Source organism: Chitinophaga skermanii (assembly GCF_003259335.1).
In the GTDB taxonomy this organism is placed as follows: domain Bacteria; phylum Bacteroidota; class Bacteroidia; order Chitinophagales; family Chitinophagaceae; genus Chitinophaga; species Chitinophaga skermanii.
Map to the genome: position 1 here is coordinate 163,453 of NZ_QLLL01000007.1, position 23,726 is coordinate 187,178.

Annotated in this window: 18 protein-coding genes; 15 read left to right on the plus strand and 3 right to left on the minus strand. The window is 43.5% G+C overall.

Going from position 1 to position 23,726, the window contains the following annotated elements:
* Window positions 1–35: 35 nt before the first annotated feature.
* The 13 genes from ku (at window position 36) to LX64_RS18995 (ending at window position 15,203) form a co-directional block, all read left to right on the plus strand.
* Window positions 36–839 carry a non-homologous end joining protein Ku gene (gene ku / locus LX64_RS18935; protein ID WP_111599268.1) on the plus strand — a complete coding sequence of 268 codons (804 nt, stop codon included), beginning with the start codon at window positions 36–38 and terminating at the stop codon, window positions 837–839.
* Window positions 836–3,403, plus strand: coding sequence for a DNA ligase D (gene ligD / locus LX64_RS18940; RefSeq protein ID WP_111599269.1), 2,568 nt, complete (start codon window positions 836–838; stop codon window positions 3,401–3,403). Before ku ends, ligD begins: the two co-directional genes overlap by 4 nt.
* A gap of 64 nt (window positions 3,404–3,467) precedes the next feature.
* A complete protein-coding gene (locus LX64_RS18945) occupies window positions 3,468–3,659 on the plus strand; it encodes a hypothetical protein (RefSeq protein WP_111599270.1) in 192 nt (63 codons plus the stop codon).
* Between the two features lie 70 nt (window positions 3,660–3,729).
* Window positions 3,730–4,182, plus strand: a complete 453-nt coding sequence (locus LX64_RS18950; RefSeq protein WP_111599271.1) for a hypothetical protein — start codon at window positions 3,730–3,732, stop codon at window positions 4,180–4,182.
* A 30-nt stretch (window positions 4,183–4,212) separates the two neighbouring features.
* Window positions 4,213–5,550, plus strand: a complete 1,338-nt coding sequence (locus tag LX64_RS18955; protein ID WP_111599272.1) for a sigma-54-dependent transcriptional regulator — start codon at window positions 4,213–4,215, stop codon at window positions 5,548–5,550.
* A gap of 732 nt (window positions 5,551–6,282) precedes the next feature.
* Entirely contained in the window at window positions 6,283–6,624 is a 342-nt protein-coding gene (locus tag LX64_RS18960) for a DUF7674 family protein (RefSeq protein ID WP_148707386.1), read from the plus strand.
* A 118-nt stretch (window positions 6,625–6,742) separates the two neighbouring features.
* Window positions 6,743–6,820 carry a potassium-transporting ATPase subunit F gene (locus tag LX64_RS26510; RefSeq protein ID WP_111599363.1) on the plus strand — a complete coding sequence of 26 codons (78 nt, stop codon included), beginning with the start codon at window positions 6,743–6,745 and terminating at the stop codon, window positions 6,818–6,820.
* A 23-nt stretch (window positions 6,821–6,843) separates the two neighbouring features.
* On the plus strand, window positions 6,844–8,559 hold the full coding sequence (gene kdpA, locus LX64_RS18970) for a potassium-transporting ATPase subunit KdpA (RefSeq protein WP_111599274.1): 1,716 nt from the start codon (window positions 6,844–6,846) through the stop codon (window positions 8,557–8,559).
* A 12-nt stretch (window positions 8,560–8,571) separates the two neighbouring features.
* Window positions 8,572–10,605 carry a potassium-transporting ATPase subunit KdpB gene (kdpB, locus tag LX64_RS18975; RefSeq protein ID WP_111599275.1) on the plus strand — a complete coding sequence of 678 codons (2,034 nt, stop codon included), beginning with the start codon at window positions 8,572–8,574 and terminating at the stop codon, window positions 10,603–10,605.
* Between the two features lie 12 nt (window positions 10,606–10,617).
* Entirely contained in the window at window positions 10,618–11,181 is a 564-nt protein-coding gene (locus LX64_RS18980) for a K(+)-transporting ATPase subunit C (protein ID WP_111599276.1), read from the plus strand.
* A gap of 132 nt (window positions 11,182–11,313) precedes the next feature.
* The gene (locus LX64_RS18985) at window positions 11,314–12,387 is read left to right on the plus strand and encodes a porin (protein ID WP_111599277.1); all 1,074 of its coding nucleotides are present in this window, start codon (window positions 11,314–11,316) and stop codon (window positions 12,385–12,387) included.
* A gap of 9 nt (window positions 12,388–12,396) precedes the next feature.
* Window positions 12,397–13,503 (plus strand): sensor protein KdpD, encoded by a 1,107-nt coding sequence (locus LX64_RS18990; RefSeq protein ID WP_111599278.1) that lies wholly within the window; start codon window positions 12,397–12,399, stop codon window positions 13,501–13,503.
* The gene (locus LX64_RS18995) at window positions 13,500–15,203 is read left to right on the plus strand and encodes a sensor histidine kinase (RefSeq protein WP_111599279.1); all 1,704 of its coding nucleotides are present in this window, start codon (window positions 13,500–13,502) and stop codon (window positions 15,201–15,203) included. The genes LX64_RS18990 and LX64_RS18995 overlap by 4 nt, the downstream gene beginning before the upstream one ends.
* Here LX64_RS18995 and LX64_RS19000 read toward each other — a convergent pair.
* Window positions 15,200–18,121: a PAS domain S-box protein gene (locus LX64_RS19000; RefSeq protein WP_111599280.1), complete on the minus strand. Its 2,922-nt coding sequence runs from the start codon at window positions 18,119–18,121 to the stop codon at window positions 15,200–15,202. The two genes, LX64_RS18995 and LX64_RS19000, sit on opposite strands and share 4 nt — an antisense overlap.
* A 272-nt stretch (window positions 18,122–18,393) precedes the next feature.
* On the opposite strand from LX64_RS19000, the gene LX64_RS19005 reads away from it, so the two are divergent.
* Window positions 18,394–19,101: an outer membrane beta-barrel protein gene (locus LX64_RS19005; RefSeq protein ID WP_111599281.1), complete on the plus strand. Its 708-nt coding sequence runs from the start codon at window positions 18,394–18,396 to the stop codon at window positions 19,099–19,101.
* 481 nt (window positions 19,102–19,582) lie between these two features.
* On the opposite strand, the gene LX64_RS19010 is transcribed toward LX64_RS19005, so the two are convergent.
* Both LX64_RS19010 and LX64_RS19015 read right to left on the minus strand, forming a co-directional pair.
* A complete protein-coding gene (locus LX64_RS19010; protein WP_111599282.1) occupies window positions 19,583–20,362 on the minus strand; it encodes an enoyl-CoA hydratase-related protein in 780 nt (259 codons plus the stop codon).
* A 32-nt stretch (window positions 20,363–20,394) separates the two neighbouring features.
* Window positions 20,395–22,404 carry a S9 family peptidase gene (locus LX64_RS19015; protein ID WP_111599283.1) on the minus strand — a complete coding sequence of 670 codons (2,010 nt, stop codon included), beginning with the start codon at window positions 22,402–22,404 and terminating at the stop codon, window positions 20,395–20,397.
* Between the two features lie 126 nt (window positions 22,405–22,530).
* Here LX64_RS19015 and hflX point away from each other — a divergent pair, with 126 nt between their 5' ends.
* Window positions 22,531–23,721: a GTPase HflX gene (hflX, locus tag LX64_RS19020; protein ID WP_111599284.1), complete on the plus strand. Its 1,191-nt coding sequence runs from the start codon at window positions 22,531–22,533 to the stop codon at window positions 23,719–23,721.
* Window positions 23,722–23,726 lie beyond the last annotated feature (5 nt).

Genomic DNA, 23,726 nt, shown 5'->3' on the forward strand with positions numbered 1-23,726 from the left:
CAACTATCATTGTTATATCAATAAAATCTTGCCATATGAGAACTATATGGACAGGCACTATCGGCTTCGGCCTTATTAACATTCCAGTGAAATTATACAGTGCCATAGAAGAAAGCTCACTGGACCTAGATATGCTAGACGCCAAAGATCACGAGCACATCCGCTTTAAACGGGTGAATGAAAAAACAGGCAAAGAAGTAGCCTGGGAAAACATTGTAAAGGCTTATGATTATAACGGCGAGTATGTAGTACTAGAGGATGAAGACTTCGAAGCTGCCAGCCCGGAAAAAACCAAGCTTATACAAATAGAGAATTTCGTAGAAATAGCCGATATCGACACCATTTACTTCGAGTCGCCCTACTATCTTGCCCCCGCCAAAGGCGGTGATAAGGCTTACGTATTACTACAAAAAACATTGGAAAAAACAGCGAAGGCCGGGCTAGGTCGCTTTGTATTCCGAACCAAGGAACACATGGCCCTTATTATGCCCCGCGATAAATACCTCGTACTCCAACGCTTGCGCTTTGCCCAAGAAATACGCAATACAAGCGAAATAGATGTACCCGCAGGCGTGCGAATTACCAAGCAAGAACTAGATATGGCCGCACAACTGGTGAAACAATATACCTCGGGCTTCGACATCAGCAAATACAAGGATGAATACACGGCAGAACTAATGAAAACCATTAAGGCAAAAGCCTCCGGTAAAAAACGTAGTGTAAAACCCATGCGGGTGGTACATACAGCCGGTACCGACTTGTTCGAACAATTGAAAGCCAGTATTGCCGGTGGTAATGGTAAGAAACCCACTACTCCTCGTAAAAAACGTGCATCATGAGTTTAAAGAAATACCACGATAAACGAAATTTCAAATCTACAGCCGAACCCAAAGGCGGCAAATCGTCGAATAGTAAGCTGGCATTTGTTGTACAAAGGCACGATGCTTCTCATCTCCACTTCGATTTCCGGTTAGAAATGGACGGGGTACTAAAAAGCTGGGCCGTTCCCAAAGGACCTTCCCTGAATCCAACCGATAAAAGACTAGCCATGGAGGTAGAAGATCATCCGTATGATTATAAAGACTTCCAAGGGGAAATTCCTGAAGGCAATTACGGCGCCGGTTACGTGTACCTCTGGGACAAAGGCACCTATGAACTGCTCGACGAAGACCATAAGCCCATTAACGAATGGAAAAGCGGCTCTATTAAGATTGTTATGCACGGCAAAAAGCTGAAAGGTGAATTTGCCCTTGTACGCTTAAAAACTGGCGAGAAAAACGCTTGGCTGCTCATTAAACATAAAGACAAGTACGCCACAGAAAAGGAGTACCATATCGACGATTTCACCCCTAAAACCGTATTAGCAAAAGACAAGGAACGAGGCTCCTCTGCGCGAAAGCCTAAAAAAGCAGCTGTGAAGAAAGCCGCTGCACCCAAAAAGGCAGCTACTTCCAAAACGCCTGCAAAGAAAGCTGCTGCAGCAACAAAAGCTACCGCCGAACCTGTAAAAAAAAAGCCCAGCCCCAAGCGCCCAGAAAGTAAAATGAAGGCCCATTATAAGCCCATGCTAACTACGTTAGTAGCACAAGCATTCGACGATAACGAATGGATCTTCGAGCGCAAATGGGATGGATACAGGGCTATTGCTTCCTTGGAGGATGGAAAAGTGAAATTATATTCCCGGAATAATATCTCGTTTATCCCGGCTTTTCAAAAGGTGGCCGATAGTGTAGAGAAAATTCCGCATAACGTGGTGCTGGATGGCGAGATCGTGGTAATGGGAAAGAATGGTAAAACAGACTTTCAATCCCTGCAGCAATATAAGAAAACGCAGAAAGGAAATATCAGATATGTTGTATTCGATTTATTGTACCTCGATGGCCACGCGTTAACCCATATGCCCCTGCTCGACCGGAAAGCGTTATTACTTGATCTAGTGCAGAAAATGAACGACCCGGTTATTACATTTTCTGAACACGTAGTCGGTAAAGGTAATACACTCTTTAAAAAAGCCGTGAGTAAACAATGGGAAGGTATCATCGCTAAGAAAAGCGATAGCAATTACAGCGAAGGCATTCGCTCCCAACAATGGTTGAAAATAAAGCATCACAACCAACAAGAAGCTATCATCGGGGGCTATACATCTCCACGTGGCTCGCGAAGTAAGTTCGGGGCATTGTTGTTGGGTACATTCAAAGGAAAGGATTTACACTTTATTGGTCATTGCGGTGGCGGTTTTAATGAATCGCTGTTGAAGGAAGTGTTTACATTGATGCAGCCGTATAAACGCGATACTTCACCTTTTATGGAGAAGGTGCCCATGAATGGTCCCACGGTTTGGTTAGATCCCAAACTGGTTTGCGAAGTAAAGTTCGCAGAGATAACCAGTGGGGGCATATTGCGGCAACCCATTTTCCTAGGTATGCGCCATGATAAAAAAGCCAAAGAAGTTGTACTTGAAAAACCCAAGACCGTCGACATGAAAAAAGCAAACAAAGACGCTATTAAGGTGGGTAACAAAAATGTACCCGTTACCAATACCGATAAAATATACTGGCCCAAAGAAAAGATCACCAAAGGTGAGCTAATCGATTATTACACCCAAATGGCCGACTATATTGTTCCTCATTTAAAAGGCCGCCCATTATCGTTGCATCGATTCCCAAACGGGATTGCACAACCGGGGTTTTACCAAAAAGATGTTGAAGTAGAACAAATGCCCAGTTTTGTGAAAACCGTGGAAATTTATTCTTCTTCCACCGAAAAGAACATCGACTATATCGTATGTGATAATGCCGCTACCCTCGTGTTTATGGCGAACTTGGGTTGTATTGAAATGAACCCTTGGTTAAGCTCCGCTAACAAACTCGATAACCCGAACTTTTGTGTACTAGACCTCGATCCCGGTAAAATAAATTTCTCCGCCGTGGTGGAAACAGCCTTGGCCATTAAAGAAATATTAGATGGTTTAAAGGTGAAAGCTTTCGTAAAAACATCCGGCAGCACGGGATTGCATATTTTCATTCCTATTGGCAATACTTATAGTTACGATACCTCGCGCCTATTTGCGAAATACGTAGCACAAATGGCCAATGAACAACTTCCCAAAACTACTAGCATTACCCGGTCTGTGGCAACTAGAACAAAGAAAGTATACATCGATTTCTTACAAAATAGCCGTGGCCAAACAGTGGCCTCCATTTATAGTGCAAGGCCCAAACCCGGGGCTACCGTATCAATGCCATTGGATTGGAAAGATGTAAATGAAAAGTTGCGCATAACGGATTATGATATCCACAACGTGCCGGCATTAATAGCAAAAAGCGGCGATTCTTGGAAAGAAATGTTAAAAGTGAAGAACAACCTACTACAAGTCATCAAAAGTATCGAACAAATGGAATAATGTTTGGTAATGTATGTATACACCCCCGTTTGAAAAATTATTTTAACCCAAAAATATTAAAGCTATGGCAAATCATGTATTGCAAGGAAATGCCCGCTGCACAGGGCATCACGACGATCACCTAATACGACAATTTGTAAAAGGTTTTATATTTGGCGCTGCCGCCGCTTATTTTATTACCTCTCCTAAAGGCAAAGCATTGCAAAGCAAAATGCGCTGTAAGGCAAACCGCTTTGTAGAGAAAATGATTGTGTAGTAAAAGATACATACACAGTCTTCCTAACAAAACAACAGCTATCATTTTATAACCCTTACAATCTTTTGTTATGGAAAACAGTGTGCTTACTACATACAGAAAACAGGTGATCGTTGCCTCTTTACTTATAACAGGCTTATCACTGTTGTTTATGTTACTATTCATTTTATTGAACCAATACGGCAACCCGTGGATCGGGTATGTAGGCAACTTGGTGGTATTCCTGGGTGTGCTATTTTCTATTTTAGTGCATCGGAAGGAATATGGCGGCTTATCACTAGGGCATTTATTTACGATTGGGATTGCTACAGCAATTATATCCACCGTGTTAATTGCCATTGTTACGTTGATATTAAACGTAACCATTGGGAATACGATGCCTGAAACGGCCGATCAAACCCGTAACCGCGATATATTCATGTGGGCCAATGTAGTATTCTCGAATATATTCCTGGGGTTATTAGCATCCGTATTGGCAGCAGTAGTTGTTAAAAGAAACCAGAAAACAGGTAAAGGAAGGTAAGCGAATGTAATCTTCGCTTACCTTTGTTTTATGTCACTCGGTAATTTGTTAATAATAGACGACGAAGAACAATTACGAAAATTATTAAGTCGCCTACTTTCCCTTGAAGGTTATACAATTCATGAAGCTGCTAATGCCCGCGCTGCGCGGAAGGTGTTAGAGAAAGAAGATATACATGTTATACTGTCCGACGTAAAACTGCCGGATGCTAATGGTGTTGAGCTTTCTTTGGAATTCAAATCCAAATACCCCGACACTGAAATCATAGTATTAACTGCCTATGGCAATATTGCCGATGGTGTACAAGCCATGAAAAACGGGGCATTCGACTACATCACAAAAGGCGACGATAACAATAAAATCATTCCACTCGTTAGTAAAGCCCTCGATAAATCGCTTCTTCAATACCGTGTTAAAGCCTTGGAACAAAAAATAGGTGGTAAATACGGGTTCAATAATATTATTGGTACTTCCCCCGAAATTAAAGCTGCAATTAGCTTAGCCGAGAAAGTAGCTGCTACCGATGTAACCGTTTTATTAATTGGTGAAACAGGTGCCGGGAAAGAAGTGTTTGCACAATCGATCCACCAAGCCAGTCAACGGAAGAATAATGCCTTCGTGGCATTAAATTGTAGCGCTTTTGGAAAAGATTTGTTAGAAAGCGAACTCTTTGGTTACCGTGCAGGAGCTTTTACAGGCGCTTTAAAGGAGAAGAAAGGTTTAATGGAAGAAGCGCATAATGGTACGCTGTTCCTCGATGAAATTGGTGAAATGCCCATCGAACTACAAGCCAAGTTGTTGCGCGTATTGGAAACGCAGGAGTTTTATAAAGTAGGTGATTCTAAACCCACGAAAGTAAACATCCGCGTAGTAGCGGCCACCAACCGCGAGTTAGAAAAAGAAATAGAACAAGGCCACTTCCGGGCCGATCTTTATTACCGCTTATCGGCATTCCTTGTACCCCTTCCATCGCTTAATCAAAGAAGAAAAGATATTGTGCCGCTCGCTCACTTCTTCCTACAACAAGTATCGCCTAAATTGAACCGGAAAATGACGGGCATGACGCCTGCTTTTGAAAAAGCATTGCAAGAACATACTTGGAAAGGCAATATCCGCGAACTTAAGAATGTGATTGAGCGTGCTGTTATACTGGCCCCCGGCCCGGTACTCGACATATCGGAGTTGCCCATTGAATTTCAATGGAGTAATCAACCAGCCGAGCAAAATTCTTTACGCCTAGCAGATGTTGAAAAGCAACACATTGTACGCGTATTACACTTCACGAAAGGCAATAAAACCAAAGCTGCCGAGTTGATGGATATTGGTCTTACTACCCTTTACAATAAACTAAAAGAATACAACCTTTAGTGGTATTATTTTACCCTGACAAATTGCCGTTTTCGCACCGATCTTCCACCGTTCTCGTACCGATGTTCCATCGATCATACACCGATGCTGCGTAAGGGTTTTACCGATGATTCACCGATCCCCTACCGATGCCTCACCGATAACTTCCCAGTGTTTATCGAGGTTTAATAAGTAAAATACCGATCTCCTATCGATGTTTTCCGCTGTAAGTCTTTGTGCTATTGGTTTTAGGTCAAAAACGTCGATGTTTTGGCACTTTTTTCAATGCTGGCAAGGGTTTGAAGCGACGGGTTGAAATGGGCTGTTTTAAGGCGATTTTGTTTCGTTTGGAATAACTTATCGCAAAATGGCTTTAGTGGTTAAATTTAGGGCTATAAATGGGCTTAAAATTGATTTTTATTGGCAGGGTGTTGATGTGAATTTGATGGGTGGTTTTTATGACTTTTTGGAGGTATGAATTTGTGTCATGCTGGCATCTTGTGCGGTTGATGAGTTGAGGGAGGTGTTAAAAGAAGAATTTAATATTATACCATTACAATATTGGGGACTACCCTACCATTTTTGAAAGAAACCATGCAGATTCTGCATGGTTTTTCTTTTTTTAGAACTGTGCCAATACTTGGCAAAAAAATGTTTCCCCGCTTCCAGTAAGTGTTTGCACGTAATTGTGTTTCCTATTTGGCTGTTAGGCATTCCCCTCGCTTATACAAGACCAAACAAACCACATTCATCATGTTACCAATTCCGAATGTAGCCACCTGGCTTCATACTCAGTTACCAGGTTTTGAAGTAAGTGAAGAACGCGCTTTGGGTAAAACCATCCGCGATTTTGCACGCTACACACAAAAGGAAGTTTTACAAGGGCATATACAAGAGGTGCTTAAGTGCTTAGCTGTAGCCAACTTCTTGTACGAACACGGCAGCCGTTTAATGCAACGTACAATGGAGTGCGTGTATGTATACGGTTTATCACCGGTGATGCTAACGCCTGTAAATGGCCAACCATTGGATACTATGCTGCCGGCTAGTTTAAGAGCGGTGTGTACACGGTTTGTCGTTAATGGGAATCAATAAACTAAACTATAAGATTATGCTTACCGGGTTATTATTACTGGCATTCGCTGCCTGCTTTTACATCTTTTTTAAGTCGGTGGATTATTTCGAAAAAATCTAACCACAAATCGCAAACAATATGACGCTCTTATTTATCCTCTCCGTACTCGTCTTTTTGTACATGGTATATGTACTCTTGAAACCGGAGAAATTTTAGTAAAAACATTTATTTAAAACTGCATGAATACCGAGATTACAGGTGTCGTATTCACCTATGGCCTTACACTTTTGCTCGCTATACCTTTAGGCAAATACATTGCGAAAGTTTTCAAAGGCGAAAAAACATGGAGCGATTTCATGTCGCCCATGGAGCGATTATTCTATAAAATCGCGGGCATCAACCCGAACGAAGAAATGAACTGGAAACAGCATTTAAAAGCGTTATTGACTATTAATGCTGTGTGGTTAATATACGCGTTCTTCGTGTTGCTTTTCCAAGATAAGTTACCACTCAACCCTGATGGCAATGCTGCACAAACGCCCGACTTAGCTTTCAATACGGCCATCAGCTTTTTGGTGAACTGTAACTTACAACACTACTCCGGCGAAACCGGTGCTACTTATTTCACCCAGTTATTCGTTATTACTTTCTTACAATTCGTTAGCGCTGCCACGGGTATTGCTGCATTGATTGTATTGTTCAAGGCTTTGAAAGATAAAACCACTACAAAGCTCGGTAACTTCTGGGTGATCTTCACAAAAACCAATACGCGCTTACTCTTGCCGCTGTGTATCGTAATGGCTATCATTCTTGCCTTCAACGGTACCCCGGCCAGCTATGCAGCTAAAGATAATATTGTTACCCTACAAGGCGACTCTGTAGGCGTTTCCCGTGGTCCTGCTGCCGGTATGATTGCCATTAAACATATTGGTACAAATGGTGGCGGTTGGTTTGGTGTAAACTCGGCCCATCCACTCGAAAACCCGAACTACGTTACCTACATAACAGAAATGGTAGCGCAAGTAATTATCCCTATCGCGATGATTTTTGCCCTCGGTTTCTTTATCCAAAGGAAACGTTTTGCTTACGTCATTTTCGGGGTTATGACGGTGGGTATGCTAATTCTACTTATCCCCACCATGCAAGCCGAAATAGCAGGTAGCCCGGCCATTGCGAAGCTGGGTGTTGTACAACCAACGGGTGCTATGGAAGGCAAGGAAGTTCGCTTCGGGCCTGCTGCTACAGGGTATTGGAATATCGTTACAACAATTATCTCTACAGGTTCTATTAACAGTATGCACGACAGTGCGATGCCGCAATCTGGCTTAATGATGTTGTTGGGTATGATGGTGAACTGTTTTTACGGTGGTTGTGGGGTAGGTATTCTCAACTATTTCATCTTCATCATTATCGCGGTATTTATTTCAGGCTTAATGGTGGGTAGAACGCCGGAATTTATGGGGCACAAGGTAGAAGCCCGGGAGGTAAAAATAGCGGCGATTATTGCCTTGCTACATCCCTTCTTGATATTGGTGGGTACAGCGCTTTCATCTTATGTATTGTCGCATAATTTGGGTGCCGATTGGGCGGTGAAACCAGGTAACTGGTTGAACAATCCTGGGTATCACGGATTCTCGGAAATGTTGTACGAATACACTTCTTCTGCGGCTAACAATGGTAGTGGTTTTGAAGGCTTAGGCGATAACAATATTTTCTGGAATGTATCTACAGGTTTTGTGTTGCTGCTCGGTAGGTTCTTGCCTATTATTGGACCGGTTGCCATCGCGGGATTATTAGCGAATAAGAAGTATATCCCCGAGTCTGCGGGTACGCTACGCACCGATACGGTTACGTTTGGTTTAATGACATTCGCTGTGATTGCCATCCTTACCGCCTTATCCTTCTTCCCATCCTTGGCCCTCGGCCCCATTGCAGAATATTTTTCAATGTACTAACGCTTTCAAATCATGAAATCAAGCGACAATAAATTATTCCCGAAAGAATTGATGCGTGAATCTCTCGTACAGTCTTTCGTGAAATTGAATCCGAAACTAATGATCAAAAACCCCGTGATGTTCTGCGTGGAAGTAGGCACACTGGTGATGTTGATCGTTACATTATACACCTTTTTCTCTGGCGATACTACGCAAGGTTCTATGGCTTATAACCTTGTTGTGTTCGTTGTATTATTCCTCACGGTGTTGTTTGCCAATTTCGCAGAAGCGATTGCTGAAGCACGTGGTAAAGCACAGGCCGAAAGCTTACGTAAAACACGTGAAGAAACCCCGGCACGCAAGATCAACGAGCAAGGACAAATTACCGTTATCTCTTCCGCTCAACTCCGCAAAGGCGACGTATTCGTTTGCGAAGCGGGTGATATACTGCCTGCCGATGGCGAAATTATTGAAGGCTTAGCCAGTATCGACGAGTCGGCTATTACAGGTGAATCGGCCCCAGTGATCCGCGAAGCGGGTGGCGATAAATCGAGCGTAGTAGGCGGTACAAAAGTATTGAGCGATCGCATCAAGGTACGCGTAACAACAGAAGCTGGCGAATCGTTTTTAGACAAAATGATCGCGTTGGTAGAAGGTGCTTCTAGGCAGAAAACACCGAACGAGATTGCCCTCACCATCTTACTCGCCAGCTTTACCTTGGTGTTCATTATTGTATGTGTAACCTTAAAACCTTTCGCCGATTACGCACAAACACCTATTACTATAGCGGCCTTTATTTCGTTATTCGTATGCTTAATTCCCACTACTATCGGTGGCTTATTATCTGCGATTGGTATTGCCGGTATGGATAGAGCATTAAGAGCGAACGTGATTACTAAATCTGGTAAAGCGGTGGAAACAGCGGGTGACTTAGATGTGCTTTTACTCGATAAAACAGGTACAATTACCATCGGTAACCGTCGTGCTACGAACTTCTACGCCACCAACGGTCTTCCAAAGGAAAACTTCATTCGCTTCAGCGCCCTTAGCTCTTTAGCCGATGATACCCCGGAAGGTAAAAGTATTGTAGAGTTAGCGGGTAAAGACATCACCCAAAGCCTCTCTATCAACGGTGGTGCCCTCGTGAAATTCACCGCAGAAACACGCAGCAGTGGTATCGATCTTCCCGACGGTACCCGCATTAGAAAAGGTGCGTACGATGCCATTCGAAATATGACAGAAAAAGCCGGTCATCGCTTCCCTACTGAAACAAAAACACTTGTGGAAGAAATTGCGGCCAACGGTGGTACACCATTGGTGGTAAGTGTGAATGAAGAAGTGAAAGGTGTGATTGAACTACAAGATATTATCAAACCCGGCATACAAGAACGTTTCGAACGTTTGCGCAAAATGGGTGTGAAAACAGTGATGGTAACAGGCGATAACCCCTTAACAGCAAAATATATTGCGGAGAAAGCCGGTGTGGACGACTTTATTGCCGAAGCGAAACCGGCCGATAAAATGAACTACATCAAGAAGGAACAACAGGAAGGCAGACTTGTTGCCATGATGGGTGATGGTACAAACGACGCACCGGCGCTCGCGCAAGCCGATGTAGGGGTAGCCATGAACAGTGGTACACAAGCCGCGAAAGAAGCGGGTAACATGGTAGACCTCGATAATGATCCTACCAAGCTCATCGAAATCGTAGAAATCGGGAAGCAGTTATTGATGACACGCGGTACTTTAACCACCTTCTCTATCGCCAACGACGTGGCCAAATATTTCGCCATTGTACCGGCCCTCTTTATCGCCAGCATTCCAGCTTTGCAAGGTTTAAATATCATGCACTTGCATAGCCCAGAATCGGCCATTCTATCGGCCGTTATTTTCAACGCTATCATTATCCCGATGCTTATTCCATTAGCCTTAAAAGGTGTGGCGTATAAACCAATAGGCGCTAGTGCCTTGTTGCGTCGCAACTTGTTTATCTATGGCTTGGGCGGTATCGTGGTGCCTTTTATCGGTATCAAATTAATTGATCTCGTTGTTTCTCTCTTCTTTTAATTCGAACGCAATATGAAAAAATATCTTTTGCCCTCTATCAAATTAACCATCGTATTGATTGTATTATTCGCGGTTGCTTATCCCCTGTTTATTGCGGCTGTAGCCAAGTTTGCGCCCGGTAAAGGTGATGGTGTTACGGTGAAGAAAGATGGTAAAGTAGTGGGATATGCTTTAGTTGGTCAAAATTTTACGGAAGATAAATATTTCTGGTCGCGCCCATCGGCCGCGAACTACAATGCTGCCAGCTCTGCAGGTTCAAATAAAGGTCCTTCTAACGAAGATTACCTTAAAACCGTGCAAGATAGGATCGACACATTCTTGGTGCACAATCCAGGTATGAAAATAAGCGATATTCCTGCCGAATTGGTAACAGCCAGCGGTAGCGGTCTCGATCCAGATATTTCACCCCGCGCTGCGGAAGTACAAATCCCACGCATCGCGAAAGCAAGGAATATCTCCGAAGAAAAAATTAAACAATTAGTAAAAGAAAATACCAAAGGTCCTTTGCTCGGTTTATTCGGGCCAAGTACTATAAACGTACTCCAGTTGAACGTCGCCCTCGACGGATTGAAATAGTGTTGATATTGATTCCTACTAGACCTATGAAAAACCCCGGCTTTGTACAGTATCCGCGGTTATTGCTGCGGCAATAATTGCGGGTGCACCAAAGCTCATCACCAGTTGAAAATTTACTTCCTATAAACGAACATGAAAAAAGTATTAATCGGTGCTGCTTTGTTAATGGCGAGCAGTGCCACCTTCGCACAAGAAAAAGACTCAACGGCTTCCCTCACTTTTAGTGGTTATGTAGAAGCCTATTATGGATACGATTTCTTACGACCTAGTGATCATAACCGCCCGGGATTTATTTATAGCCATAACCGGCATAATGAAGTGAACATCAACCTTGCTTTCATTAAAGCGAATTACACGAGCGACCGTGTACGTGGTAACCTTGCCTTAATGGCCGGTACTTATGCACAAGCGAATTACGCCGCGGAATCGAGCATTATGCAGCATGTGTATGAAGCCAATGTAGGCGTGCGAGTTGCGAAGAACTTGTGGTTAGATGCCGGGGTGATGCCTTCGCATATTGGTTTTGAAAGCGCGGTGTCGAAAGATTGTTATACACTTACCCGTAGCATTATGGCGGAAAATACGCCTTACTACGAAGCTGGTGCTAAGCTAACGTATAACCCGAACGATAAATGGGCTTTCAGCGTGATGTATTTGAACGGTTGGCAAAGGATTAAACGGGTAGATGGTAACCAAACACCCGGCGTTGGTTCGCAAGTGGTATTTAAACCAAGTAGCAACGTTACCTTAAACTGGAGCACCTTTATAGGTAACGATAAACCCGATACCGTTCGCCAAATGCGTTATTTCAACAATGTATATGGCATCTTCAACATCACGAATAAATTCAGTGTAATTGCGGGCATGGATTACGGTATGGAACAAACAGCAAAAGGTAGTTCCGACTACAACAAGTGGTATAGCCCAATTGTAATTGCGCGTTATGCTTTGCCTGGTAATTTTGCTATTGCAGGAAGGATGGAATACTATAAAGATGAAAACAACGTGATTATCAGCACACCGGGCAATGTAGGCTTTGAAACAACAGGTTACTCGTTGAATTTGGATTATGCGCCTATTCGGAATGTATTGATCCGGGTAGAAGGAAAAACATTTGATAGCCGGCAAGCGATTTATAGTAAATACGAAAAGGGTTTGCAGAAGAATGCTGGATTACTAACCACCTCTATTGCCATCAGTTTTTAAAAAGGTAGCATGACAGAAAAGACAACAAATCGTTATTTGCACGCGGGTCGTGGTAAATTCAAGATCTACATTGGTATGAGTGCCGGTGTGGGTAAAACTTACCGCATGTTGCAAGAAGCCCACACCTTGCTGCGTAACGGCGAAAACGTGCAAGTAGCGTATGTTGAAACCCACAACAGGGCCGAAACCAAGGCCATGTTAGTGGGTTTACCCCTTATAGATCGACGCAAAGTGTTCTACAAAGGCAAAGAGCTGGAAGAAATGGATCTCAATGCCGTATTGCTCCTGCATCCGGCTTGGGTAATTGTAGATGAGTTAGCCCATACCAATATACCAGGTTCTCGTAACGAAAAGCGTTGGCAAGATGTAGTAGAACTGTTAGAAGCTGGTATAAACGTGATTTCGGCGGTGAACATTCAACACATCGAAAGCATCAACCAGCAAGTAGAAAACATTACGCAGGTAGATATTACCGAGCGTATACCCGACAGTATGCTGCACATGGCCGATGAAGTAGTGAACATCGATCTAACAGCCGACGAGCTAATTACCCGCCTGAAAGAAGGCAAAATATACGACCCCGGCAAAGTGGCTACGGCCCTGCAAAACTTCTTCCAACCCGAAAAAATATTACAGCTCCGCGAGCTGGCACTGAAAGAGGTAGCCACGCAAGTAGAGCGAAAAGTAGAAACCGAAGTGCCGCGCAACCTCCAATTGCGGCACGAACGTTTCTTAGCATGTATTTCCAGTAACGACGAAATTGCCCGTAAAGTGATCCGCAAAACAGCACGGTTAGCCGCGTATTACCGGGCCGACTGGAGTGTATTGTATGTACAAACCACCCGCGAAAGCGTAGACCGGGTGAATTTGGCTGCGCAACGTCACCTCGTGAATAACTTTAAATTAGCCATAGAACTGGGGGCTACCGTATTACGGGAACAAAGCAACGATGTGCCGGGTACCATTATACGGGTGGCGCACGAGCAGCAGGCCACCACTGTTTGTATTGGGAAGCCGCATATTAGTTTGTTTCGCATAATTTTGCGTACAAACATCTTCAACCAGTTGTTGAAATCCTTTTCTTCAAACGATATTGATATTGTTATTCTCTCATGAAGCGGCTACGATTAAAAACGAAGATTACCTTGGGCGTGTTATTCTTATTCGCCATGTTGATGGTGGTGAGCGTATTGGGGTTTTACTATCTCAATATGATGAGCAAAAACACGAAGGAAATTCTGAAAGACAACTACGAATCTATCGAATACGCGAAGAATATTACGCAGTCGTTAGACCTGTTCGATAACAACGCGCAGCAATCTCTTTCTATCTATCAAAAGAACCTGTCGCAGCAAGAAGAAAACGTAACCGAACCAGGCGAGGTGCAAGCCACGGGCCAATTACGTGCAGGCTTCGATAGTTTGAAGGCGCATTTAATACTTACACCCGAACTGGAGAACAACATCAAGCAAAACGCCTTCCGCGTGATTGATTTGAACATGGCGGCCATTACCGCGAAGAACGACGCCGCGAAGAAGGCATCGGATAAGGCTTTGATGTATATCGCTATAATTGGCGGTGTATGTTTCTTGTTGGGGATATCATTTGTGTATAACTTCCCTGGTTATATAGCCGATCCCATACAAGCGCTCACTGAAGGTATTAAAGGCATATCAGAGAAGAACTATGAACAACGCTTACATTTCTCGAATAACGATGAGTTTGGGGAGCTTGCCACGGCCTTCAATACTATGGCCCAAAAGCTCGATGAATACGAGCATAGCAACCTTGCCCGTATTGTATTCGAGAAAAAACGTGTAGAGGCCGTGATTAGTAGTTTGAAAGATGCTACGATTGGCTTAGATGAAAAAGGGATCATGTTGTTTGCCAATACACTTGCTGTAGAAATGTTGAACATCGCGGAGAAGGATATGGTAGGTAAACCTGCTACGCAAGTAGCACAGCACAACGATTTACTGCAAACTTTGATTAATAAACAAGATAATGCGCCGTTGAAAATTGTTGTAAACAATAAAGAAGGTTTCTACATGAAGGAAACGGCTAACATTGTACACGATCAGCAACACATTGGCACCGTCATCATCTTACGCAATATCACCACCTTCAAAGAGCAAGACCTCGCGAAAACACATTTCATCGCCACCATTTCCCACGAATTAAAAACGCCGCTAGCCGCATCGGATTTTAGTTTAAAGTTGCTGGAAGATAAACGGGTGGGCGAGTTAAATACAGAGCAGAGTGAATTAGTAGATAGCTTAAAGCAAGATAATAAGCGCATGATCCGTATTGTGAGCGAGTTGCTCGATTTCTCGCAGGTAGAAAGCGGTAAAATCCAATTGCAAATACAACCTGTGCAAGCGTCGGATATTATTCATTACGCGATGAATACGGTGCAAAAGGAAGCAGAGAATAAGAACATCAGCATACAAACGTCGCTCCCCCCTAACCCGCCGGCTTTACAAGCCGATGCAGAGAAAACAGCTTGGGTGTTGGTCAACTTACTGACTAATGCCATCCGTTATTCTGCTGCGGGAAAATCGATTCAATTGAACGTAGCGGCGAATGAACACCAGCTTACCTTTAGCGTGGTAGACCATGGCAAGGGTATTGATCCCAGTTTTAAAGAGAAGATATTCGAGCGGTTTTTCCAAGTACCGGGTGTGAGTGATGGAAAAGGCAGCGGTTTAGGTTTGGCTATTGCCAAGGAATTTATTGAAGCGCAGGGAGGCAGCATTGGGGTGCAAAGTGATATAGGCATGGGTAGTACCTTTTATTTTAGTTTGCCCGTGGCTTAGTTCTGCTGCGCATCACGAAGTAGCATGTTTTTCACTTCTTCGAAAGTACTTTGTAATTGAGCAATATCGGCCTGGATGCTGTGTTCGTTCGGGTTATCGGTAGCACGGAGCTCGAGTTGTAGAATCAGTTCCATAAGTGCCGGGATGCGTACCACGGTTAAGCTCGATTTTAGTTTGTGGGCAATAAACCTCACTTCGCTCCAATTCTGTTCATCGGCGGCAGATTTTAATTGGTAGAGCATGTCGTGACTTTCGGCAATGAAGATCTGCACGATATCGTCCATATAATGTTTATCGGCCTTTGTGAATTCTTTTAGCTTACCGGCTTCGATAATTGGCTCGCTAGGCGGTGGTAGGTAATGTTGTATGATGCTGAATAATTGTGATTCGCTGAAAGGTTTCGATAAGTAATCGTTCATCCCCGCTTGAATACAACGTTCTCGTTCTCCCCTAATAGCAGAAGCCGTTACGGCAATAATGGGCAACTTGTAACCCAACTGGCGTATTTGTTCAGCCGCGGCATATCCATCCAAGGTGGGCATTTGAATATCCATAAGAATACAATCTACATGGTGCTGTTGTACCAAGGCAATAGCTTCTAGTCCATTATTAGCCATCAACACTTCTACTTCTGCTCGTTTCAGCAAATGCAACATCGCTTTTTGATTAATGAGATTATCTTCTGCTACGAGAATTCGCTTGCCTTTCAGCGATACTTCGTTAATGGGTAATTGTACCTGCTGCGCCGGTTCTTGTAAAAGAGGTTTCTCGAATGGTAGTATTATTTTGAAGGTAGAACCTTTGCCGAGTGTGGATTGTACCGAAATGTCTCCTTTCAATAAACCGACTAAGTGTTTACAAATAGCGAGGCCCAGCCCTGCCCCACCGTAGGAACGGCTGTTGCTTGAATTGGTTTGGGTGAAGCTGTTGAAAATATCGGATTGCTTTTCGTCGGGAATGCCAATGCCGGTATCGGATATTTCGAAGGATAACTTTACTTGTGTGCCTACTTCCTCTACAACGCGAATAAGGAGGATGATATGACCTTCGTTGGTGAACTTAACAGCATTGTTAAGGAGTATTTGCAAAATTTGTTTCGTGCGTAAAGGGTCGGCGAGTAAATGATGGGGGATTTTCTCGTCGAAGAAATACTTCAATGATAAACCTTTGGCAGCAGCTTTTTCTTGGTATTGAATCAGCAACTTGGCGGTAAGGAAACAAATGTCGATGTTCTTCGGTGTGAGCGCTAAGGTACCGGAACGAATCTTTTCGAAATCTAGTAGATCGTTGATGATCGTCATGAGATTATTTGCTGATTCGCGGATGGCGCCGAGGTATTCTTGTTGTAAAGGAGTTAGGGTTTCGTGCAACAATAGGTTCCCATTCATAATAATCCCGTGCATGGGAGTACGAATTTCGTGGCTCATATTGGCCATGAAAATCTCTTGTGTACGCATGGCCGATTCGGCTTTGGTACGGGCTTCCATTACTTCGTGTTCGTAGGTAATACGGTCGGTAATATCGGTGGCAATACCACAAATCCCGAACAGCTCGTTTTGCTGGTTATGTAAGGGGAACTTATTAATGAGGTAGTACGCTTTCTGGGATTGAAATTCTACAACATCCTCCACTTCGGCCGGCATTTCCCGGTTAATAACGAATGTATCGGTTTCGGCGTAGCGTTGCGATTTGAATACGGCGGGTAGCTCGTTATCTTTCTTGCCGCATATCTCGGTTTTATCGAGTTGGAAAACCTTTTCGAATTGTTTGTTCACCATGAGGTAGCGACCTTCCACATCTTTCACGTAGATAAGGCTGGTGGTGTTATCCAAAATAGCTTGGAAGCGGTGTTGTATAATAATCATCTCCTCTTCCGCAGCTTTCAAGCTGAGCTGGGCTTTCTTCTGTTCATCAATATCCGTTACAATACATTGAAATCCGCGGAATTCGCCGTCTATCCACACGAGTTTGACGATTTGTTCTACCCATTTAAGCTCCCCATTCTTACATTTGATTTGGAACTCGCGTTTTGTTTGGGGAATATCTTTTTCTGCTTGTTTTAGGTAGAAGGAACGAAGTTTCGAGAATTGTTCTTCGTTCAAGAACATGCTGTAATGCTGTCCTTCCAGCTCATCAGTATCGTAGCCGGTTACTTCGGTGGCCTGTTTAGAAACGTAGGTAAAGTAGCCGCCGCGGTTGGCCGTGAACATAGTAACAGCCGCATCATCGATGAGCTTGCGGTATTTTTCTTCGCTGCGCACAAGCGCTTCTTCTTTCCGTACATTCTTAAGGATGTAACGGAATAATTGCACGATGGCGGCGAGAAATAGGATGAGCGTTGCGCTGCTGGCGATGATAGAGAAGCGATATGTTTGTTGCGTGAAGTACTTATCGGTGCGTACCCCGATCAGTAAGCGTTCTTGGGCTTTGGCTAATAATTGTAGTGACAGGGTTTTAATATCTTTCATGAGGCCAACACCATAGCGTTGGTGTAGGAACCTGGTGGGGAAGCGGTTATTGACTTGTCGTTCTTTTATGAGGAAGTTCATGTAGACCAGCTTTTTTGTGATGCCGGTGTATAATTTGTCGAGCGCTATAAGATCTTCCGGGTATTTGGCAAGGAGAAGCTGTAAGTGTTGAACTCTTTCATCAATATTTTCGTGCACGTATTCTTCAGATGGAATGAAGGAAGAATCGCCGGTGATCAGAAACCCGCGGGAGCCCGATTCTATTTCGAGCATGGTGGCGTATAAAGTTTCGAGGTGATTGATGGTGGTGCCATGGATGGAAACATCGTTACCTGCGGCAAGTGCTTTTTGGTTATTCTCGTATATATAGTAAGTAAACCAGGATATCAACGCAAGCGCGGCGATAAAGACGGCAAATAAGGGGTTGCTAATAAATTTCCTTGCCAGCATATCTTGGAGGTTAAGGATTTCAAACAATTAAAGGAATCAAACAATAAAAGGTGATAGGTTGAGGTGATTTGTTTTTAACAATAAACAAAGTAACCGGGCGCTATCGGCATAGTTAAAACGGAGATATTGGCTAGTCTTTAACAATATACGTTAAAAGATTCAAAAGCGTTTGAGGGGTACAGGCTTTTATTTTTGCAATATTTTAACCTTTGATTATTGGCATTCCATTAAATTTGCCTAATATTCGATTTGCAAAGCATTTATAAGATATTATGAAAAAATTGATTTTTACGCTCTGTCTTTTAGGCGTTACATATGGATTATTCGCACAGGAAAATACGGGAGCTGCGGGCGCTATTATGACAAAAGCTACCCAGTCGAAAGGTATTTCTCGTGACTTCTTAATGATCCAGTTATCGTACGATGGATGGGCTAGCACACCTACAGATGTGAATACCAAAGGCCTTTCGCGTGGATTCAATATGTATTTTATGTATGACTTCCCGATTAAGAAAACGAACTTATCGGTGGCAGCAGGTTTGGGCGTTGGTTCTAGCAACGTATTCTTAAGAAACCAAAAGATCGACATGCAAAACACCTCTAGTACGGTGAAATTCGTGGCAACGGATGAATATAAGAAGTACAAAGTGTCTACAACTTATCTTGATATTCCTTTAGAATTGAGATATTACAGCGATAAAGAAAACGCTAATAAGGGTTTCAAAGCTGCATTGGGTGTGAAAGTGGGTACATTATTGAACGCACATACAAAAGGTAAAAACTCTTTGGGTGGCGATCGTAACATAATCAAAGAACAAAACAAACGTTACTTTAACTCTTGGCGTTATGCAGGTACTGCACGTATTGGTTATGGCCCGGTAGGTTTGTTCGGTACTTACAGCTTCAGCAAATTGTTTAAAGATAACAGCGGTTTAGATATTACACCATACTCTGTGGGTATCTATTTAAGCGGTCTATAATATTGCTTTTATCAGCACATAAAAGAGGTTTCTACTCGGTAGGGACCTCTTTTTTTATATACCCAATGTTCTACCCAATCCTTTGTAACGTTATGACTAATAATGGTTTACAAAGGTGTAGCCTGGCACTAAAACAACTAACACGTTGTATAATAATGTATTATATAGGGTGGGGATAGGCTAAAGATAGGGTCGAGATAGGCTTTAGATAGGGTAAGGATAGGGTGGAGATAGGCAAAGGATAGGCAAAAGATAGGCAAAAGATAGGCTTTAGATAGGCTTAGGGTTATAAAGAGATAGGCTAATAAGTCTAAAATGGCCTGTTTGGGATATAATTTGGATGCCTTTTTTGAATATTGAGGTTTAGGAGAAGCTGTTGGGGCCAATTGGGAGTTGCAAGCTATTCATCTTACTAGTATAATATATAAAACGGCTGCTTCGAAATGTACGAAGCAGCCGTTTTATAATGTAATGCGTCCATTTATTCGCCTTTAAAAGCGGGCGCTCTTTTTTCAATAAAAGCTTGGATGCCTTCTGCATTATCGCTCGTATTACCGGCAATTTCTTGGCAGTAGGCTTCGTAGTCGAGTACGGTATCCAAATCTTCTGTCATCCCTTTCGTAAGCATTTTCTTCATAAGGCCGATGGCTTTTGTTGGCGCATTGGCATAGAAGGTAGCTTCGGCGGCAACAGCGGCATCTAGTTCTTCGGCGGTAACTACTTTGTTAATCAATCCCATGTTGCGTGCTTCTGTAGCCGATAGCTTGGTAGCTTTAGTGGCCAATTCGAAAGCGCGGTGATACCCCACGGTTCTTGGTAAAAAGTAAGACGAGCCGGAATCTAGTACCAGCGCGATGTTAATAAAGATCTCGATCATGCTGGCCACTTCCGAGGCAATGATGACATCGCAAGCTAAAGCGAGCGAGCAACCGGCACCGGCCGCTACACCATTGAGTTTGCAAATAACAGGTTTTGGCATGTTACGGATAGCGCGAATAATGGGGTTATATCGCTTGTGCAACGATTCTCCCAAATTGCGTTTCCCCGAATCCGACGCGGCTTTCAAATCTTGCCCGCTACAGAACGCCTTCCCGGCACCTGTTAAAACAACTGCGCGTACTTCCTTGTTCTTCTCCACTTGTTTCAACGCGTCTTGTAAGTCGTAACTTAGCGCGTCGTTAAATGCATTATATACATTTGGCCTGTTCAACGTTATTGTTGCCACGCCTTGTTGAATATCGAGGATTAAGGTTTCGTACATAAATGGATTGTTTCGTGTATGTTTTGGTGTAATTATAAAGTTTCTTGCAACCATTTAAAGAACTCGCGTTGCCAGATGATGGCATTTTGCGGACCTAATACCCAGTGGTTTTCTTCAGGGAAATAAAGCAACTTGCTTTTGATACCCTTTAATTGTGCCACTTGGAAGGCTTGTAACCCTTGTTCGATACCTACCCTAAAGTCGATACCACCTTGTACGATCATAATAGGTGTGTTCCATTTATCAACAAACTGGCTAGGATTGAATTTTTCGTAGATATGCGCATTCGCACGATCCCAATAGTTCCCAATGTCCCAGTTAGCGAACCATAGTTCTTCTGTTGTACCATACCAGCTACGGATATCGAATAAACCATCATGCGCGATGAAAGATTTGAAGCGGTTTTCGTGTACACCTGCCAGCATAAACACTGAATAACCGCCATAGCTAGCACCTACTGCTGCTCTACGGTCTTTATCTACATACGATTCTTTACTTACATCGTCGATCGCGCTTAAGTAATCGCGGATGGGTTGGCCACCCCAGTCTTTCGAGATTTGTTCATTCCATTCAACACCATGCCCAGGCATACCTCTACGGTTAGGCGCTACTACGATGTAACCTTGTGCAGCCATTAACTGGAAGTTCCAGCGGTAAGAATAGAACTGGGAAAGAGCCGATTGTGGGCCACCTTGACAGTATAATAAAGTTGGATATTTTTTAGCCGGGTCGAAGTTCGGCGGGAAGATTACCCACACGAGCATGTCTTTGCCGTCGGTTGTTTTTACCCAACGTTCTTCTACTTTTGATTGACCGATTTTGCTGTATGTATCGTTATTAACCGTTGTTAATTGCGTTAAAGCGCCTGTTTTAAGCGATAAATTGAACAATTCAGCGGCATGGTTCATATCGGTTTTACTTACGATAAGGGCGTCTTTAGTTTCGCCTATAATATCGTTGATATCGAATTGACCTTTCGTGATTTGTTTGATTGCAGCTTTAGGCTGTAGGGCGATTTCGTGTAATTGGGAGGTACCTTTTACAACAGCGAGGAATTGGATTTTCTTTTCATCGTTAGAAAAGCGTACACTGCTAACGGTGCCATCCCAGTCTTTCGTAAGGTTTGTGCGCGTGTTGGATTTGAAATCGTATAACACTACGTCTTGTTTGTCGGCTTCGAAACCGTCGCGTGCCATGCTAAGCCATACGAGCTTGCTACCATCTTTATTAAAAGCGGGTTGTACATCGTAGCCCATCATGCCTTCGCTGAGGTTGGTGGTTTGCTTGGTTGCAATATCGTAAGCGTAAATATCGGTATTGGTACTTACTGCATATTCTTTCCCGTGTTTCTTTTTGCACACGTAGATCACCTTTTTGCTATCTGGGCTGAAGATAAAGTCTTCTGCGCCGCCGCTAGGCATTTGTGGGCAGTCGTATGGTTTCCCTTCTAATAAGTCGATGGCCTCCCCTACTTGGCCGTTGTTGTACGGTGCAACGAAGATGTGGGAATAGTAGCCGTCTTCCCAAGTATCCCAGTGGCGGTAGTTGAGGTTGGTATAGATTTGTACGTTCGACTTCGGCATATCTTCGTAGAAGTCGGCCCCGCTCACCTTTTCGATTTTCACATCTTTAGAAAAGAGGATGTATTTACCATCGGCAGAAACGCGGATATTGCTTACTGACTGTGGAAAATTGGTTTTTTGTACGGCGTTGCTGCCGTCGGCATCCATTTCCCAGTATTGACCTTTGTAATTATAGCCTAAGCGGCCATTCGCCAAGGTTTGTACATTGCCTTCGTTCCCTTTGCTGCTGGTTAATTGGCGGGGAGTGCCGCCGGTAACGGGCATAACAAAAAGGTTTCTTTCACCCCTGTTTTCTGCAATATTGTAATTGGAAACCCCGTAAATCACGGATTTCCCGTCGGCCGTAAGCGTTTCGCCACTCACCCTTCCCAGTTGCCAGAGCATTTCCGGCGTCATCTTTTGTTGTGCCATACTTTGTTGCATAAATAGAATTCCTGCTAATAAAAATGTACTACGCATTGGTGTAGATTTTGTTAAGATGTATAAATGTAGGAAAAGCTGGTTGATTGATGAAACCGGCTTGGGTCGACGGGCCGTTTTGGGGTCGATTTTAATTAGTAACTTCGTGAAAATTTTTGAAATACATTGTTAGATAAAAAGCAAGTCGTAAACAAAGAAGAGCGCTGTGTGCTGGTAGGTTTGATTCATAAGGAACAGACAGAGCCACAAGTGCAAGAGTATCTCGACGAGTTGGCATTCCTAGCGGAAACGGCCGGTGCGGTTTCCGTGAAACGCTTCACCCAAAAACTCGCACATCCCGACAGGGCTACCTTTGTAGGTAAAGGTAAGTTGGAGGAAATCCAGCAGTATGTATCGGGTAAGGATGTTAGTTTAGTCATTTTTGATGATGAATTAACCGGTTCCCAGATCAACAATATCCAGAAGGTATTAAAGATTAAAGTAATCGATCGAAGCGATTTGATCCTAGATATATTTGCCCGCCGTGCCCGTACCGCGCAAGCGAGAGTGCAGGTGGAGCTGGCACAATACCAGTACATCCTTCCTCGGTTAAGGGGTATGTGGAGCCACTTGGAACGCCAAGGTGGTGGTATTGGTTCGAGAGGTCCCGGTGAAACGGAGATCGAAACGGATCGTCGTATCGTAAAGGACAAAATCTCCCTGTTGCGCAAGCGTTTGGCCGAGATCGACAAACAATCTTTCACCCAGCGTAAGGAGCGTGGCGAGTATATCCGCGTGGCTTTGGTGGGGTATACCAACGTGGGTAAGTCGACCATCATGAACTTACTTAGCAAGAGCGAGGTATTTGCCGAGAATAAGCTCTTTGCTACATTGGATACAACAACCCGGAAGGTAGTATTTGAGCAAACCCCGTTTTTGCTGAGTGATACAGTAGGGTTTATCCGTAAACTTCCGCATCACTTGGTAGAGAGTTTTAAATCTACCTTGGATGAAGTGCGCGAGTGTGATATTTTAATGCACGTGGTAGATATTTCTCACCAGAAATATGAAGACCAGATCGATGTGGTCAATAAAACCCTGGCGGAATTAAAATCGCTGGAGAAGCCAACGATATTAATCTTTAATAAAATGGACTTGTACGAAAAGCAAACATTCGACGAATGGTTATCGCCGGAAGTAAAGCAAGACATTTTAACGGATTTAAAAGAAAGTTGGCAGCATAAGACACATGGTAACTGCGTGTTTGTATCCGCTACAGAGCGCATGAACATTGATGAGTTGCGTAAAACGATACTAGATAAAGTGATGCAACTTTACCGCGAACGTTATCCTTACAAAACGGAATATTTCTTCTAAAACAA

Excerpts from the sequence above, each read along its gene's own strand:
- LX64_RS18990 (WP_111599278.1), top strand. The coding sequence starts at position 12,397 with ATGACAGAAAAGACAACAAATCGTTATTTGCACGCGGGTCGTGGTAAA.
- LX64_RS19000 (WP_111599280.1), bottom strand. The coding sequence starts at position 18,121 with ATGCTGGCAAGGAAATTTATTAGCAACCCCTTATTTGCCGTCTTTATC.
- LX64_RS26510 (WP_111599363.1), top strand. The coding sequence starts at position 6,743 with ATGACGCTCTTATTTATCCTCTCCGTACTCGTCTTTTTGTACATGGTA.
- LX64_RS19015 (WP_111599283.1), bottom strand. The coding sequence starts at position 22,404 with ATGCGTAGTACATTTTTATTAGCAGGAATTCTATTTATGCAACAAAGT.
- LX64_RS18945 (WP_111599270.1), top strand. The coding sequence starts at position 3,468 with ATGGCAAATCATGTATTGCAAGGAAATGCCCGCTGCACAGGGCATCAC.
- LX64_RS18955 (WP_111599272.1), top strand. The coding sequence starts at position 4,213 with ATGTCACTCGGTAATTTGTTAATAATAGACGACGAAGAACAATTACGA.
- ku (WP_111599268.1), top strand. The coding sequence starts at position 36 with ATGAGAACTATATGGACAGGCACTATCGGCTTCGGCCTTATTAACATT.
- LX64_RS18960 (WP_148707386.1), top strand. The coding sequence starts at position 6,283 with ATGTTACCAATTCCGAATGTAGCCACCTGGCTTCATACTCAGTTACCA.
- kdpB (WP_111599275.1), top strand. The coding sequence starts at position 8,572 with ATGAAATCAAGCGACAATAAATTATTCCCGAAAGAATTGATGCGTGAA.
- LX64_RS18985 (WP_111599277.1), top strand. The coding sequence starts at position 11,314 with ATGAAAAAAGTATTAATCGGTGCTGCTTTGTTAATGGCGAGCAGTGCC.
- LX64_RS18980 (WP_111599276.1), top strand. The coding sequence starts at position 10,618 with ATGAAAAAATATCTTTTGCCCTCTATCAAATTAACCATCGTATTGATT.
- LX64_RS18950 (WP_111599271.1), top strand. The coding sequence starts at position 3,730 with ATGGAAAACAGTGTGCTTACTACATACAGAAAACAGGTGATCGTTGCC.
- LX64_RS18995 (WP_111599279.1), top strand. The coding sequence starts at position 13,500 with ATGAAGCGGCTACGATTAAAAACGAAGATTACCTTGGGCGTGTTATTC.
- kdpA (WP_111599274.1), top strand. The coding sequence starts at position 6,844 with ATGAATACCGAGATTACAGGTGTCGTATTCACCTATGGCCTTACACTT.
- LX64_RS19005 (WP_111599281.1), top strand. The coding sequence starts at position 18,394 with ATGAAAAAATTGATTTTTACGCTCTGTCTTTTAGGCGTTACATATGGA.
- ligD (WP_111599269.1), top strand. The coding sequence starts at position 836 with ATGAGTTTAAAGAAATACCACGATAAACGAAATTTCAAATCTACAGCC.
- LX64_RS19010 (WP_111599282.1), bottom strand. The coding sequence starts at position 20,362 with ATGTACGAAACCTTAATCCTCGATATTCAACAAGGCGTGGCAACAATA.